This is a genomic window from Phytohabitans sp. LJ34 (assembly GCF_052068095.1).
Taxonomy (GTDB): Bacteria; Actinomycetota; Actinomycetes; order Mycobacteriales; family Micromonosporaceae; genus Phytohabitans.
This window is the reverse complement of sequence record NZ_JBQHDG010000003.1, coordinates 137851-153035: the sequence shown is the minus strand read 5'-3', so window position 1 is coordinate 153035 and position 15185 is coordinate 137851. Positions and strand designations below refer to the sequence as shown.

At 72.2% G+C, this 15185-nt stretch carries 12 protein-coding genes; 7 read left to right on the top strand and 5 right to left on the bottom strand.

Going from position 1 to position 15185, the window contains the following annotated elements; all coding sequences use genetic code 11:
- Positions 1–128 precede the first annotated feature (128 nt).
- Both ACTMTJ_RS06115 and ACTMTJ_RS06110 read right to left on the bottom strand, forming a co-directional pair.
- Positions 129–1880 carry an ABC transporter ATP-binding protein gene (locus tag ACTMTJ_RS06115; protein ID WP_441215097.1) on the bottom strand — a complete coding sequence of 584 codons (1752 nt, stop codon included), beginning with the start codon at positions 1878–1880 and terminating at the stop codon, positions 129–131.
- Positions 1877–3682 (bottom strand): ABC transporter ATP-binding protein, encoded by a 1806-nt coding sequence (locus ACTMTJ_RS06110; RefSeq protein WP_441215096.1) that lies wholly within the window; start codon positions 3680–3682, stop codon positions 1877–1879. The genes ACTMTJ_RS06115 and ACTMTJ_RS06110 overlap by 4 nt, the downstream gene beginning before the upstream one ends.
- A 108-nt stretch (positions 3683–3790) precedes the next feature.
- On the opposite strand from ACTMTJ_RS06110, the gene ACTMTJ_RS06105 reads away from it, so the two are divergent.
- The gene (locus ACTMTJ_RS06105) at positions 3791–4420 is read left to right on the top strand and encodes a TIGR03085 family metal-binding protein (RefSeq protein ID WP_441215095.1); all 630 of its coding nucleotides are present in this window, start codon (positions 3791–3793) and stop codon (positions 4418–4420) included.
- A 106-nt stretch (positions 4421–4526) separates the two neighbouring features.
- Here ACTMTJ_RS06105 and ACTMTJ_RS06100 read toward each other — a convergent pair whose 3' ends face one another.
- Positions 4527–4979, bottom strand: a complete 453-nt coding sequence (locus ACTMTJ_RS06100) for a septum formation initiator (RefSeq protein WP_441215094.1) — start codon at positions 4977–4979, stop codon at positions 4527–4529.
- 103 nt (positions 4980–5082) lie between these two features.
- Between ACTMTJ_RS06100 and ACTMTJ_RS06095 the strand changes: the two genes are divergently transcribed.
- The 5 genes from ACTMTJ_RS06095 (at position 5083) to ACTMTJ_RS06075 (ending at position 10375) form a co-directional block, all read left to right on the top strand.
- On the top strand, positions 5083–5769 hold the full coding sequence (locus ACTMTJ_RS06095) for a response regulator transcription factor (RefSeq protein ID WP_441215092.1): 687 nt from the start codon (positions 5083–5085) through the stop codon (positions 5767–5769).
- Positions 5766–6998: a HAMP domain-containing protein gene (locus ACTMTJ_RS06090; RefSeq protein ID WP_441215090.1), complete on the top strand. Its 1233-nt coding sequence runs from the start codon at positions 5766–5768 to the stop codon at positions 6996–6998. The genes ACTMTJ_RS06095 and ACTMTJ_RS06090 overlap by 4 nt, the downstream gene beginning before the upstream one ends.
- Positions 6999–7092: 94 nt before the next feature.
- The gene (locus ACTMTJ_RS06085) at positions 7093–7632 is read left to right on the top strand and encodes a PepSY domain-containing protein (RefSeq protein WP_441215089.1); all 540 of its coding nucleotides are present in this window, start codon (positions 7093–7095) and stop codon (positions 7630–7632) included.
- A gap of 127 nt (positions 7633–7759) precedes the next feature.
- Positions 7760–8017, top strand: coding sequence for a hypothetical protein (locus ACTMTJ_RS06080; RefSeq protein WP_441215088.1), 258 nt, complete (start codon positions 7760–7762; stop codon positions 8015–8017).
- Positions 8018–8548: 531 nt separating this feature from the next.
- Complete coding sequence (locus tag ACTMTJ_RS06075) at positions 8549–10375, top strand: AMP-dependent synthetase/ligase (RefSeq protein ID WP_441215087.1); 1827 nt, start codon at positions 8549–8551, stop codon at positions 10373–10375.
- Positions 10376–11627: 1252 nt separating this feature from the next.
- On the opposite strand, the gene yczR is transcribed toward ACTMTJ_RS06075, so the two are convergent.
- A complete protein-coding gene (gene yczR / locus ACTMTJ_RS06070; RefSeq protein WP_441215086.1) occupies positions 11628–13082 on the bottom strand; it encodes a MocR-like transcription factor YczR in 1455 nt (484 codons plus the stop codon).
- A gap of 59 nt (positions 13083–13141) precedes the next feature.
- Between yczR and yczE the strand changes: the two genes are divergently transcribed.
- Positions 13142–13786, top strand: a complete 645-nt coding sequence (gene yczE / locus ACTMTJ_RS06065) for a membrane protein YczE (RefSeq protein ID WP_441215085.1) — start codon at positions 13142–13144, stop codon at positions 13784–13786.
- Here the strand turns inward: yczE and ACTMTJ_RS06060 are convergent.
- On the bottom strand, positions 13730–15163 hold the full coding sequence (locus tag ACTMTJ_RS06060) for a beta-N-acetylhexosaminidase (protein ID WP_441215083.1): 1434 nt from the start codon (positions 15161–15163) through the stop codon (positions 13730–13732). The genes yczE and ACTMTJ_RS06060 overlap by 57 nt on opposite strands.
- Between the last annotated feature and the right edge of the window lie 22 nt (positions 15164–15185).

Genomic DNA, 15185 nt, shown 5'->3' with positions numbered 1-15185 from the left:
GCGGAATTCACGCCCAAGAGGGCTGCCCTCTTGGGGCAGCCCGGAGGTTTGGGCTTGCACGGCGGAGCCGGCGGCCCGCGGGAGCATACGGTCTTCAGCTGACGCGGACGTGGGCAAATTTGCTTGGGTTATCGGGTTTGTTCGAGCCAGGAGGCGTAGAGCCTCGCGTAGACCGAGCCGCGTTCCTTGACCAGCTCGGTGTGCGGGCCGCGCTGCACGATGCGGCCCTTGTCGACGACGATGACCTCGTCGGCGGCCTGGGCCGTGGAGAGGCGGTGGGCGATCGCCACCGTGGTGCGGCCGCGGGTCACCGCGTCGAGCGTGCGCTGGAGCCGCACCTCGGTCGCCGGGTCGACGGCGCTGGTCGCCTCGTCGAGCACGAGCAGGTCGGGGTCGGCCACGTACGCGCGGGCCAGCGCCACCAGCTGCCGCTCGCCCACGCTCAGCGCCTCGCCGCGCTCGCCGACCGGTGTGGCCAGGCCCATCGGCAGGCCCTCGACCCAGTCGGCGAGGCCCAGCTCGGCGAAGGCCAGCGCCAGCCCGTCGGAGCCCAGCCCCGGGCGGCCGAAGCGCACGTTGTCGGCCACCGTCGCGTCGAAGAGGAACCCGTCCTGCGGCACCATCACCACGCGGCTGCGCAACGAGTTGAAGCGCACCCGGTCGAGCGGCGCGTCCGACAGCAGCACCTCGCCCGTCGACGGGTCCATGAGGCGGGTGAGCAGCTTCGCGAACGTGGTCTTGCCGCTCCCCGTCTCGCCCACGACCGCCACCCGCGACTTCGGCGCGATTTCCACGTCCACATCGGACAGTACGGTGGGGCCGCCGGGGTAGGCGTACGAGACGCCGGCGAAGCGGATGCCGAGCGGGCCGGGCGGCAGGTCGACGCCCTCCTTGGCCGGGTCGGCCACGTCGGGTTCGAGGTCGAGCACGTCGAGGACGCGGCGCCAGCCGGCGATCGCGTTCTGCGCCTCGTTGAGCACCTCGGTGGCGATCTGCACCGGCTGCACGAAGAGCGCGACGAGGAAGAGGAACGCGGTCAGCTGCCCCACCGTCAGCGTGCCGTCGACGCCGAGCAGCACACCCACGACCACCACCGAACCGAGGGCCAGGCCGGACGCCAGCTCGCCGGTCGAGAAGCTCGTCACGCTCAGCGTCATCGCCCGGCTCTGCGCCCGCCGCTGCGCGTCGATGGTCGCGTCAAGCTTGCCGGCGGTGCGGCCGGAGACGCCGTACGCGCGGATGACCGCCGCGCCCACCACGCTCTCCGAGATGGCCGCCAGCATCGCGCCCATGCGCTGGCGCACGATCCCGTACGCGCCGGCGAGGCGCTTCTGGAAGCCCCGGATCACCGCCACCGCGGGCAGGAACGCGGCGAAGACCACGAGCGTGAGCTGCCACGAGTACACGGCCATCACGACCACGGTGACCACGACCTGGCCGGTGCTGACCAGCAGGATCACGCCGCCCCACTGGAGGAACTGGGTGATCTGGTCGACGTCGCTGGTCACCCGGGAGACGAGCGAGCCGCGCCGCTCCGACTGCTGGTGGAGCATCGACAGGTCGTGCACGTGGCGGAAGGTGCGCACCCGCACGTTGGCCAGCGCGGTCTCGCTGACCGTGAAGAGGCGGCGCATCATCAGGTAGCCGCAGAGCGTGGTGACCACGAGCACGGCGGCGGTGATCCCGACGACGGTGCTCACCACGCCGATGTCCGGGCCACCGGGCGCGCGGAGGCCGCGGTCGATGCCCTGCTGGATCGCGACGGGCACGGCCGCCCGCCCCACCATCGACACGACGGCGAGCGCGAGGGTGCCGGCCAGGCCGGTGCGCAGCTCGGGTGAGAGCGCCAGGCCGCGGCGCATGGTGGCCCAGGCGCTCATGCGACTTCCTCGTAGGCCCGCTCGCGCTCCCGCTCCGCTTCGGCCTTCTCGTACGCGGTGACGAGGTCGGCGTACCCGGGCACGGTGGCCAGCAGCTCCGGGTGCGTGCCGGTCGCCACCACCCGGCCGTGCTCGACGTAGACCACCTCGTCGGCGAGGGCGATGGTGGCTCGGCGGTACGCGACGACGAGGATCGTGGCGGGCGGGTCGGCGGCCCGCAGCGAGCCGAGGATCGCCGCCTCCACGCGCGGGTCGACCGCGCTCGTGGCGTCGTCGAGCACGAGCAGGCCGGGCCGGCCGGCGAGCGCCCGGGAGAGCGTGAGCCGCTGCCGCTGCCCGCCGGAGAGCGTGGCGCCGCGCTCGCCGACGTGGGTGTCGAGCCCCTCTGGCAGGCTGGCGACGAAGCCCTCCGCCTGTGCCATCCGCAGCGCCGCCCACACGTCTTCGTCGGAGACGCCGGGGCGGTCGAGCGTGACGTTGGCCCGCACGCTGTCGTCGAAGACGAACGGCACCTGCGGCACCAGCGCGATCGTCTCGGCCAGCGACTCGGCGGTCAGCGCGGTCAGCGGCGTGTCGTCGAGGAAGACGGTGCCGTGCGCGGGGTCGACGAGGCGCGCCGCGAGCGACGCGATCGTCGACTTGCCCGAGCCGGTCGGTCCGACCAGCGCCACGGTCCGCCCCGCCGGCACCGTAAAGGAGACATCCGAAAGGACGGGCGCGTCCTCGTATCCGAAGTGGACTGAGTCGAAGCGCAGCGTCGCGGGCGTGCCGCGACCGCCCCGGGCGCGGGCGCCGTAGGGCATCTCGCCGTCCGCGGTCAGCACCCGCTGCACCCGCTCCCACCCGGCGACGCTGCGCGGCAGCTCGGCGAGCACCCAGCCGATCGCCCGCACCGGAAACGCCAGCACCGTGAACAGGAACGCGACGCTCACCAGCTCGGTGACCGTCACCGCGCCCTGCCGCAGCCGCCAGGCGCCGACCAGGAGCACGGCGAGCGTGCCGAGGCTGGGCAGCGTCTCCAGCATCGGGTCGAAGACGCCGCGCAGCCGCCCCACCGCGATGAGCGAGTCGCGCAGCTCGGCCGCGCGGGTGGCGAAGCGGGCGGTCTCCTCGGCCTCGCGGCCCATCGTCTTGACCACGAGCGCGCCGTCGAAGCTCTCGTGCGCGATCGCGCTCACCTCGCCGCGCAGCGCCTGGGCGCGGGTCTGGCGGGGCGCCATGCGGCGGGAGTAAACCACGTTGAGGGCGAAGAGCGCGGGGAAGATGGCCGCGCCGACCAGCGCGAGCACCCAGTCGGTGGCGAAGAGCGACACGAACGCGCCGGCCAGCATGATGAGGGTGCCCACCGCGAACGGCAGCGGCGCGATCGGAAACCAGGTCGCCTCGACGTCGGAGTTGGCGTTGGAGAGCAGCGTGCCGGTGGCGTTGCGCTGGTGCCACGCGACCGGCAGCTCCAGGTAGCGGCGGGTGACCTGGCGGCGGTACGACGCCTGGAGCCGGTACTGCATGAACGCCGCACCCAGCCGCCGCGCGAAGATCGAGCCGACCTTGAGCAGGCTCAGCCCGACGAGCGCCGCCGCCACGAGGAAGAGCAGGCCGGTGTCCGCCTCACCGTCCTCCACCGCGGGCACCACGATGTCGCCGACGATCGCGCCGACCACATACGCACCGGCGATCGTGAGCAGGCCGAACGCGCCACTGCCGACGACCGAGACGGCGAAGATGCGGCGCTCTTCGCGGATCGCGCGCCCCAGGATGCGCAGGCCCTGGACCAACACATCCCGGCTGGTACTCTCCGCCACCACTCCCCCGTAAGCACTATTTGGTCTTCTCTATCCTTACCGGAGGAAACGCCTGGTGGCGACCGCTTATCCGCTGTGTCAGCCGTCACACGCGCTAACTTGGGGCGCATGGCCCGCTATGCCCAGAGTGAACGGCAGCTCCTCGCCGACCTGCTGATCGCGGTCGGCCCCGACGCGCCCACGCTGTGCGAGGGCTGGACGGCACGCGACCTGGCCGCCCACCTGGTGATGCGGGAACGCCGCCCCGACGCGGCAGCCGGCATCCTCATCGGCCCGCTGCGCCGCCACTCCGAGCGGGTGCGCACGTCGCTGGCCACCCGGCCCTACCCGGAGCTTGTCGACATGGTCCGCGCGGCACCGTGGTGGAGCCTGGTGAGCAACCCGCTCGCCGACGCGGCGGCGAACACGATGGAGTTCTTCATCCACCACGAGGACGTCCGCCGCGGCCGCCCCGGTTGGCGCCCGCGCGAGCTGCCCCGCGAGCAGCAGGAGGCCCTGTGGCGGCGGGCCAAGGGGGTGGCCAGGCTCGCCCTGCGCCGGGTGCGCGCCGCCGTGCGCGTCCAGGCACCCGGGTACGGCGAGACGACCGCCGGCTCCGGCGGCGCCCAGGTACGCCTGGTGGGCGCGCCCGGCGAGCTGGCGATCTTCCTGAGCGGCCGCCAGCGGGCCGCCCGGGTGCAGGTCGACGGCACCCCCGAGATGGCCGCGTTTCTCCGCTCCGCCAAGCTCGGCGTCTGAGTGCCCGCGGGTTCGAAAAACCGCGACCCAAGAAACCAGGGTGAGGCGCGGGAGCGGCGGCCTGGACCACGACGGGCATCGCGGCAGCTCAAATCCCTGTCTTTGGCTAGTCGTCGACGCGGGTGATCGCCGGGGTGCCGGCGCGGCAGGCGATGTGCAGCTCGACCTCGCCGCTGCCGTGCCCCTCGCCGCCCCGGTCGAAGGTCACCTCCGCCTCCTCGGCGGGGCCCTTCTCGTAGTCGGTGACCTGGTATCCCTGGGCGGGCGACCACGAGACGAGCGTGACGAGGCCACCGCCGCAGGTGGCCACGACGCGGCCGGCGTCGTGGGTGAGGAGGGTGCCCGCGCCGGCGGTGGTCGACGGGGTCGGCCGCGGGCCGGCGGTGGTCGGCGGCACCGGTGACGCGAGGGCCTCGGCGACCTCCTCCTCGGTGAGGGTGGTCGCGGCCGTGCCGGTGATGCCGTCGCCGATCACCCGCACCGCGCCGAGGCCGGCGACCGTCGCGACCGCCGCCGCGACGAGCCAACCCACCATCGCGAACGCGGCGCGGCTACGCATTCCCCGACTATGCCCTGCCCGCCGTTAAGGCGGGCGCCGGGCGACGCTAAGGGAGGGTTAACGCAGGTCCCGCGGCGTGCGGGTGCAGGATAGGTTGCCTGGTGTGGCCCGCCTGCTGCTCATCGAAGACGATCTCGCGATCCGCACGCCGCTGATCCGGGCGCTGCGCGAGCGCGGGCACGCGGTGGCCGCCGCGCACACCGCCATGAGCGGGCTTCAGACCGCGCTCCAGGAGCGCCCCGACCTCGTGGTGCTCGACCTGGGCCTGCCCGACCTCGACGGGCTCGAGCTGCTCCGCATGCTGCGCGGCGTGAGCGCGGTGCCGGTCATCATCGCCACCGCACGTGACGACGAGGCGGAGATCGTGCGTGGACTCGACGCGGGGGCGGACGACTACGTGGTTAAGCCGTTCACGGCGGCGCAGCTCGACGCCCGGGTGCGCGCGGTGCTGCGGCGCGGGGCCGGCGACCCGGGCGAGTCGGCCGTGCTCGTCGGTGAGCTGCGGGTCGACCCGCGGTCGCGGGAGGCGACGCTGGCGGGGGCGGCGCTCGATCTGACGCCACGGGAGTTCGACCTGCTGCACCACCTCGCGGCCCGCGCCGGGCAGGTGGTGACGAAGCGGGAGCTGCTGACCGAGGTGTGGCAGGTGCCGTACGGCGGGGCGGACAAGACCGTCGACGTGCACCTCTCGTGGCTGCGCCGCAAGCTGGGCGAGACCGCGCAGGAGCCGCGCTACCTCCACACGGTGCGGGGTGTTGGCGTGCGCCTGTCGGCGCCGGGGCCTTCGTGAGGCGGCGGCTCGCGCTGCTCGTCACCGCGACGGCGTGCCTGGTGCTTGTCGCGTTCCTGGTGCCGCTCGCCGTGCTGGTGCGGGCGGTGGCGCAGGACCGCGCGGTGGTCACGGCCACCGCCGACGTGCAGGGCCTGGTGCCGCTGGCCGCCACCACCGACCGAGCCGGCCTCGCCTCGCTCGCGTCGGGCGCCGGCCGCCCGGTCACCGTGTACCTCCCGGACGGCTCGTCGGTGGGCGCGCCGGCTCCGCGTACCCCGGCGGTGGAGCTGGCGGCGCGCGGCCGGAGCCTGACCGTGAAGGTCGACGGCGGCCGCGAGATCGTCGTGAGCGTCCAGGGTCGCGACGACGGCACGGTGGTGCTGCGCACGTTCGTGACGGCGGAGGAGCTCTCCCGCGGCGTGACCCGCGCCTGGCTGGTGCTGGCCGCGCTCGGCGTGGCGCTGGTGCTGGTCGGTCTTTTCGTCGCCGACCGGCTGGCCCGCTCGCTCGTCGCCTCCATCACCGAACTGTCCACTGTGTCCCACCGCCTCGCCGGCGCCGAGCTCTCCGCGCGCGCCACGCCGTCCGGCCCGGCCGAGCTGCGCGACGTGGCCGGCGCCCTCAACCACCTCGCCGGCCGCATCCAGGACCTGCTGCGCGAGGAACGCGAGCAGGTCGCCGACCTCTCGCACCGCCTGCGTACGCCGCTGACCGCGCTCCGCCTGGAGGCCGAGGCCCTGGCCGACCCGGCCGAGGCCGCCCGCGTGACCGCCGGCGTCGACGCCGTCGAACGCGCGGTGAGCGGCCTCATCCGCGCCGCCCGCCACTCGGCACCGGCGGCCGGCGGGTGCGACGCCGCGGCGGTGGTCCGCGACCGGGTGGCGTTCTGGGCGGTGCTCGCCGAGGACACCGGCCGCGACGTCCGCCTCGACCTGGTGGACGGCCCGCTCCCGGTGCCGGTCGCGGCCGACGACCTGGCCGCGGCCGTGGACGCCCTGCTCGGCAACGTCTTCGCGCACACGCCGGACGGCACACCGTTCGGGGTGAGCCTCGGCGGCGACGGCGTGCTGACCGTCACCGACGAGGGCCCCGGGCTGCCCGCGGGTGCTGGCGAGCGGGGCGAGAGCGGCGCCGGCTCCACCGGCCTCGGCCTGGACATCGCCCGCCGCGCCGGGCGGGTCCTGCGCCTGTCCAACTCCCCGACCGGTGGCGCGGTGGTGACGCTGGAGCTCTTGGCGCGGCCGTAGCCTCAGCCGCCGCGCTCTTAGCGCGGCCTTAGCGTTGCCACAGCGCGCCCCTAGGCCGCGTCGGGCGAACCTCATGTCGACAAGGAGGTACGTCATGGCACGCAAGACATTGCTGGTACTGGTCAGCGCGGTGGCCGCCGCCGGGATCGTCGCGACCGGGGCGGCGGCGGGTGCGGCGCTCACCGGAGGCGCCGCGGACGACGGCTTCGGCGTGGCAGTCTCGGCGTCTGCGTCATCCCCGTCGGACGACCCGACGTCGACGGCGCCCGCCGCCGACGCGATCGGCCGCGACCGGGCGATCGACATCGCGCTCGCCACCACCGGCGGCGGCACGGTGGTCGACACCGAACGGGAGTTCGAGCACGGCCGGCCGACCTGGAAGATCGAGATCGTGAAGGGCGGCGTGGAGCACAAGGTCTACGTCGACCGCGAGACCGGCGCCATCGTCAAGTCCGACCGAGACGACGACCGCGACGACAGCGGCCGCGGCGGAGACGACGACAGCGGCCGCGGCGGAGACGACGACAGCGGCCGCGGCGGAGACGACGACAGCGGTCGCGGCGGAGACGACGACAGCGGTCGCGGCGGAGACGACGACCGCAGCGGCAAGGGTCGTGGCGGGGACGACGACTAGTCCCAAAACGCACCGGACGATCGGTCGCACCCTGTCTATAGAACGATAGGGTGCGACCGTTCATTTTGGCTAAATCACAAATGCCCGGCGGACAGTTTGGTTCCTGAAGCTCTGCCAAGATGGCGCGGTGCACGTCTTCGTCGACGAGTCCGAACGCCACGGCACATATCTGCTTTGTGCGGCGATCTACGAACCAGCCGATTTACCAAAGGCTCGGACGATCCTGCGCGGATTCGCCAAACCCGGGCAGCGGCGCGTGCACATGGTGAAAGAGCGAGACTCCCGCCGCCGGGAGATTCTGGGCGTCATCGCGACAAGCCGGGCGCGCGGGAGGATCTACCTTTGCGACGGACCCGCCGTCGCGGCGCGAGAGGCCTGCCTCTAGCAGCTCCTCGGCGATCTGACGATCACTCGGGCATCGGCACGCTCCTTGATCCTGGAATCGATGGACGGCCAGGATCACCGGGACCGGGAAACCATCGCCAAGGCTCGCAAAGCGATGCCTTCGCTCAAGGAGCTGTCATATGCACAGTTACGTGACACGAGGAGCCATTATTGGCAGCCGCCGACTGCATAGCCTGGTCCTACGGCGCGGGCGGGGACTGGCGAAAGCGAATCGATCCCTTGATCAAGAAGATCACCGAGCTGCGCCTATGACGATCCCAGAAAGCGCGAAACCCGACCTCCCACCGTCCGGAGAAAGGCCGGGATCACTTCCGAAAGCTCAACAGCAACCGGCCCACCCATGGTCCCCCAGTCCCACCGCCCCCGCAACCCCAGTCGGCGTGGTGGGCCGAGACACGATGTGGATGGGAGGTCGGTGGGTCTTGGCGACAGGGCCGGTCCACCACTACCGTTCAGTAACACACTAGCGTGACGGCGGTCACGTTGTTGACTTGTGAGGCGGCCCCCAGCTATGTCTCTTGATATCCCCTACCGGTCCATACCGGACATGTTCCTGAAACGCGTCGCGGCGACTCCCGACCGCGAGGCACTGGCCCATCCCGCGCCGGACGACTCCGGGCCGGTCTGGCTGAAGTGGTCGGAGATCGGCCGCCGGTCCAAGGCGATCGCCGCCGGGCTGATCGGGCTCGGCGTCGGCATGGAAGACCGCGTCGCCATCATCTCCAACACCCGGCTGGAGTGGGTGCTGGCCGACCTCGGCGTCATGTGCGCGGGCGGCGCGACCACCACGGTCTACCCGACGACCGAGCCGGAAGACGTCGCGTACATCATCGGCGACTCGGGCTCGACCGTCGTCATCGCCGAAAACGCCACCCAGGCGGGCAAGCTAGCCGGCGCCAGCGTGCCGGCCGTCAAGCACGTCGTGCTCATCGACGGCCCGGCCGATCCGGCCGCCGCGCCACCGCAGACCACACTCGCCGACCTGGAGGAAGTGGGCGCCGAGCGGTTGAAGGCGGAGCCCGACATGATCGAAAAGATCGTGGAGGGCATCACCCACGACCACCTGGCCACGCTGATCTACACGTCGGGCACCACCGGGCGCCCCAAGGGCGTCGAGCTGCTGCACGGCGGGTGGTGCTGGGAGGCGGTCGCGCAGGCCGGACCGGGCCTGATGGAGCCGGAAGACCTCCAGTACCTGTGGCTGCCCCTCTCCCACTCGTTCGGCAAGACGCTGATCACCGGCATCATCCACGTCGGCATGCCGACCTATGTGGACGGCCGCCTCGACAAGCTCGTCGACAACCTCGCGGTGGTCAAGCCCACGCTGATGTGCGGCGCGCCGCGCATCTTCGAGAAGGTGTACAACCGCGCGGTGTCGTCGGCCCAGGACGCGGGCGGCGCCAAGGCGAAGATCTTCGCGTGGGCGGTGCGCACCGGCAAGCAGAAGGTGGCGCTGGAGCAGGCCGGCAAGCCGGTGCCGCGCGGCCTCGCGATGCGGTACGGCCTCGCCAACCGCCTCGTCTTCAGCAAGCTCCAGGCCCGCCTCGGCGGCCGCATCCACAAGCTCGTCTCCGGCGCGGCGCCGCTGTCGGTGCCGATCGCCGAGTTCTTCGCGGCGGCGGGCCTACCGATCGGCGAGGGGTACGGGCTCACCGAGACCAGCGCCGGCAACTTCGTCAACCGGCGCGACTGGGTCAAGATCGGCACGTGCGGCCCCGCGCTGGGCGACCTCGAATGCAAGATCGCCGAAGACGGTGAGATCCTGCTGCGCGGCAAGCCGGTCATGCGCGGCTACCACAACCTGCCCGAGGAGACGGCCGCCGCGTTCACCGACGACGGCTTCTTCCGCACCGGCGACATCGGCGAGCTCGACCCGGACGGCTTCCTGCGCATCACCGACCGCAAGAAGGACCTGGTCAAGACGTCCGGCGGCAAGTACATCGCACCGTCGCACATCGAGGGCATGTTCAAGGCGCTGTGCCCGTACACGTCGCAGGTGGTCGTGATCACCCAGGGCCGCAACTTCTGCACGATGCTGGTCACCCTCGACCCCGACGCGATCGTGGGGTGGGCGGCCGGCGGCCCGCACGCCGGCAAGACCTACGCCGAGATCGCCGGCTCGCCCGAGGCCCGGGCGATGGTGGCCGGCTACGTCGAGGAGCTGAACGCCAAGCTCAACCGGTGGGAGACAGTCAAGAAGTTCACGATCCTGCACCGTGATCTCACGATCGAAGACGGGGAGATGACCCCGTCCATGAAGATCAAGCGCCGCGTGGTGGAGGCCAACTTCACCGGCGAGATCGACAAGATGTACGAAGGCAGCCTCGCCGAGATCTGACCGACGTGGAGGGCGAGCCCAGGTGGGCATCCGCCTGGGCTCGCCCTCGACCGATCCGAAGACAGCTTCGATCCCTGAATCCCTTATATAGACAGAGATTTGAGCTACCGCGACGCCCGTCGTGGTCCATGCCGTTGCTCCCGCGGCCTCACCCGTCCGCCGCTGGTCACGCTCACCTCGCGCAACCGGAGGGGAGGACGCGAGGGCGGCTGGATTGGGCTCGCGCCAGGCGGCTGTCGACGTTTGTCCACAATGTCTGCTGGATGGGCGCTCCAGGAAGCAACGGGCGTTTCGTCGCCGCGAGTAACCGCCGCGACGGTGTGAGCGGCGCAGCGCCGGGGCCGCCAGCCGCCGTCTGATCGGCGCGTTTTGTCGTGGTGTGGAGGCCGTGGCGCTGGTCTGCTCTCCGTGCGGGAGGACGACGGCATACGGCATGGCCGGGCTTCGCCCGCTGGCTGCGGCTGAGGGGTTGACCGGGCCGCGAAACACAAGGACCGGCGGGTCACCGGCCGACTTTCCCACTGTTTGGGGAGGTGGCTCAGCATCCGGGATGCGTCATGATCGTTAGCCCGGAACCCGTGTGACACGCCGGCACGGACGCGGGTTTTGGGCTAACGATCACCGAAGCGTGGTGGGCACCGGGCTTGCGAAGCCTTGCCCCTTGATCGATGGCCGGTGTTTTGGTGCTGGTCAGGCCGCACCCAGGCCTCCGCTCGCACAGGTCCCTTGATCGGCGGGCCGTGTTGTAGATCGTGGTCATCTGGACCCCCTCCAGGGGGTCTGAACGACCACGATCACCGGGACTTGCCCCATCCTCGTCGCCGATCAAGGCCTTGCGGCACCACCCTGGACACCTAACGCACCACAGGCACCCCAGACCACCTCTCGCGCGACCGTGCCGAACCGGCGACACCCGCTCTGGCCAGCACCGAAATACCGGCCAACAATCTGGACCTGGACGGCGGGTCGGGATGTCGCAGGTTGGGGCTTGTCCCGCGGACCTGGCAGTGGACGGCCGGGGATTTCGGCTCGCCCTGGCGAGCCGCCGGCCGGGAACGGTGCCCGCGGGAAAGCACCCCAAGAAAACGCTCCGCTGCGCTCCACGTTTCCCCGGGGACCCCGCGCATACGGTCCGCAGCTGACGCGGATCTGGGAAAGAATCTGCCTCCAAGCAGCGCCACGACGAGCGGCGACGCTGACCGGGCAAGGCCTCGGTGAGGCCGCGAGAGCAGCGGCCTGGACCTCAAATCTGTCAGGTGAGGATCGCCGGCTCGCGCCACTGTGGACGGCGGGTGCGGTCGAGGTCGTAGCGGACGGCGGCCAGGCGCTTGACCGCGTCTTCGAGGTCGGAGGCGGGCAGCGTGAACGGGAGGCGGACGAACCGCTCCAGCGTGCCGTCGACCCCGAAGCGCGGGCCGGGCGCCAGCCGCACGCCGACCTCCTCGGCCGCGCGGGAGAGGGCGCTCGAGACCGGGCCGTCGAGCTCGGCCCAGAGTGTCACGCCGCCGCTCGGCACGCGGATGCCCCACTCGGGCAGCTCGCGCCGGAGGGCCGCGACGAGCGCGTCGCGCTGCTCGGCGAGCTGGCGACGGCGCTGCGGCACGATGACGTCGGCGAGCTCCAGCAGCTGCACGGCCACGAGCTGGTCGAGCACCGGGCTGGCCATGTCGACGCCGACCCGCAGCGCGGCCAGCCGCTGCACCAGTGGGGCCGAGGCGCGCACCCAGCCGATGCGGAGGCCGCCCCAGTAGGGCTTGCTCATCCCGCCGATCGAGACCACCCGCGAATGGCGGTCGTAGCAGGCGACCGGCGGCGGCATTTCGGTGCCGTCGAGTGGGAGGTCTACAAAGGACTCGTCGATCACCAGGTCGGTGCCGGCGGCGTGTGCGGCCGCCACGACGCGCTCGCGCAGCCCGGCTGGCATGAGGTGGCCGGTGGGGTTCTGGAACTCGGGGATCAGGTAAGCCAGCCGTGGCCGGGTCTGCCGCAGGCCGTCGAGCAGCAGGTCGGCGTCCCACCCCTCGCCGGTGTCGAGGCCGTGGGTGGCGATCCGCGCGCGCCGCGCGGACAGTGCGGCAAGCGCGTTGGGATAGGTGGGCGACTCCAGGAGCACCGGCGCGCCGGGCGGCGCCATCAGCCGCAGCACCAGGTCGAGGGCGTGCTGGGTGCCGCTGGTGACCATGATCTGGTCGGGGCTGGTGGGGAGGCCCCGCTCGGTGTACCCCCGGGCCACCGCCTCGCGCAGCTCGATGATGCCGGTGGGGTGGTAGCCGGCACCGGACAGGTAGCGGTGGAGGCCCTGCGCGGCGGCCGCGGCGGCCGGCATCAGCTCGGGCGGGGCGGCGAGCGCGGCGCACCCGAGGTCGATCATGTCGAGGTCGTCCTGCGGGGTCCACAGGCCCGAGCTGGCCACCTTGTGCCCGCCGGGGAGCGTGGTCCAGCTGCCGGCCCCACGCCGGCTGGTGAGGTGGCCCGACTCGCGCAGCTCCCGGTAGGCCGCGGTCACCGTGGTGCGGCTCACCTTGAGTGCGTCGGCGAGCTCGCGCTCGGCCGCGAGTCGCACACCCAGCGGCAGGCGCCCGTCGGCGAGCAGGCCCCGGATTGCGCCCGCGAGCGCGGCGTAGTCGGGGTTGCGCCGGCGGCCCGGCAGCGCGTGCCAATGGCCGAGCAGGCGCGCGAGCTGGCTCCCTCTGACGGTGCTGGTCATGCCACCCTCCCAAGATTGGCCATTGGTGAGGATACCAATCTGGCCGGAGAGTGGACACCATGTTCACGATCGAGCGGGCCACTCGCCGGCTGACACAGCTCTTCGCCGGGCTGGTGCTCTACGGCGCCAGCATGGCCCTGATGATCGAGTCGCGGCTCGGCCTCGACCCGTGGGACGTGTTCCACCAGGGGCTTTCCGAGGTCACCGGCCTGCGGTTCGGCTGGATCGTGATCCTGGTCGGCGCGGCCGTGCTGCTGCTCTGGATCCCGCTGCGCCAGCGCCCCGGCATCGGCACGGTGGCCAATGTCGTCGTGATCGGCCTCGCCGTGGACGCGCTGCTGGCCGTGCTGCCCACCGCCGAGCCGCTCGCCCTACGCATCGCGTTTCTCGTGGGCGGCATCGTGCTCAACGGCGTCGCGACCGGCCTCTACATCGGCGCGCGCCTCGGCCCGGGGCCGCGGGACGGGCTGATGACCGGCTTCGTGGCGCTGAAGCCGGGCCGCTCGATCCGCGTGGTGCGCACGGTGATCGAGGTGACGGTGCTCGCGGTGGGCTGGCTGTTGGGCGGGACCGTGGGCGTGGGGACGGTGCTCTACGCGGTGGCGATCGGGCCGCTCGCGCACGTGTTCATCCCGCTCTTCACGGTGTCAGAGCGGCCGGTAGCGGACCCCCATGCGGTCGAGCCGGCCGAGGTGGCCCGCTAGCCGCTGCCGAAACTCGCCGAAGTCGCCGCCCGGCCCGCTCCACCCCAGCTCGGCGATCGCCGCCAGCCGCGGAAACGCCCGCCACTCCACCAGGTCGGTCGTCGGCAGGTACTCGCTCCACACCTGCCCCTGCACGCCGATCACGCCGTCGTCGGGCCGGTAGCCGTACACCTTCTCCAGCGGGAGCGGGCCGTTGATCGCGAGCGGCTCGTCCGGGTCGTCCACCGTCTCGGCCCAGTCGAGGTACGTATGGCTCTGCGGCGCCGCGACGGTCGGGTGGCCGGCGGCCAGCGCCACGCCCACCCGGCGCTCGCCCTGCCACGCGAAGACCGTGGCGCCGGGCGGTGCCTGCCGGTCGACGAGCTCGTCCCACACGCCCACCTTGCGGCCGCGCGCGGCCAGGTGCTCCGCGAGCAGCCCGGTGAACCACCCCTGAAGGTCGGCCACGTCGCCCAGGCCCAGCTCGGCCGCGCGGGCGAGCGCGTCGGGGCTGGCCCGCCACTCCTCGGTGGGCACCTCGTCGCCGCCGACGTGCACGTACTCGAACGGGAACACCTCGACCACCTCGTCGAGCACGTCGAGCACGAAGCTGCGCGTGGCGTCGGAGAGGTTGAGGATGTGGGACGAGATGCCCCATGTGGTACGCGTCTCGAGCTGGCGGCCGGGCAGGTTGCCCAGCTCGGGGTAGGCGGCGATCGCCGACTGGGTGTGGCCGGGCAGGTCGATCTCCGGCATGATCCGCACCCCGCGCCGCGCGGCGTACGCGACGAGGTCGCTCAGCTCCCGCTGCGTGTAGAAACCCCCGTGGGGTACACCGTCGGAGCGCCCCTCCCGCGCGTGCCCGGCCGGTGACTCGCGGCGGAAGCCGCCCACCTCGGTGAGCCGGGGGTACTTGCGCACCTCGAAGCGCCACCCCTGGTCGTCGGTCAGGTGCAGGTGGAGGGTGTTGAGCTTGTGCATGGCGAGCAGGTCGACGTACCGCCGCAGGAACGGCATCGGGTGGCACCAGCGGGCGACGTCGAGCAGCGAGCCGCGCCACGGGTACGCGGGGCGGTCGGTGACCTCGACGCACGGCAGCCGGCGCGGCTCTCCGGCCGGCACGAGCTGGAGGAGCGACTGGACCGCCCAGCGCAGCCCGTCTTCGGTCGCGGCGGTCGCGGTTACCCCGTCCGGGGTGACCGACAGGTGGTATCCCTCGGCGCCCAGGCTCCCGTCCGCTACGACCCGGAAAGTCAGGTCTGATCCGTCGCTCAGCGGAAGGGGCAGCAGCTCACGCACCAGAGCGGTGATCGCCGGTGGCCCGCCGAGGCCGGCCCCCTCGGCCAGCAAGAACTGTCCATCGTGGAGGGTGGCGTCCGCGGATCGAGGAAGCAGCATACTGATCAGCAAATCACATGGA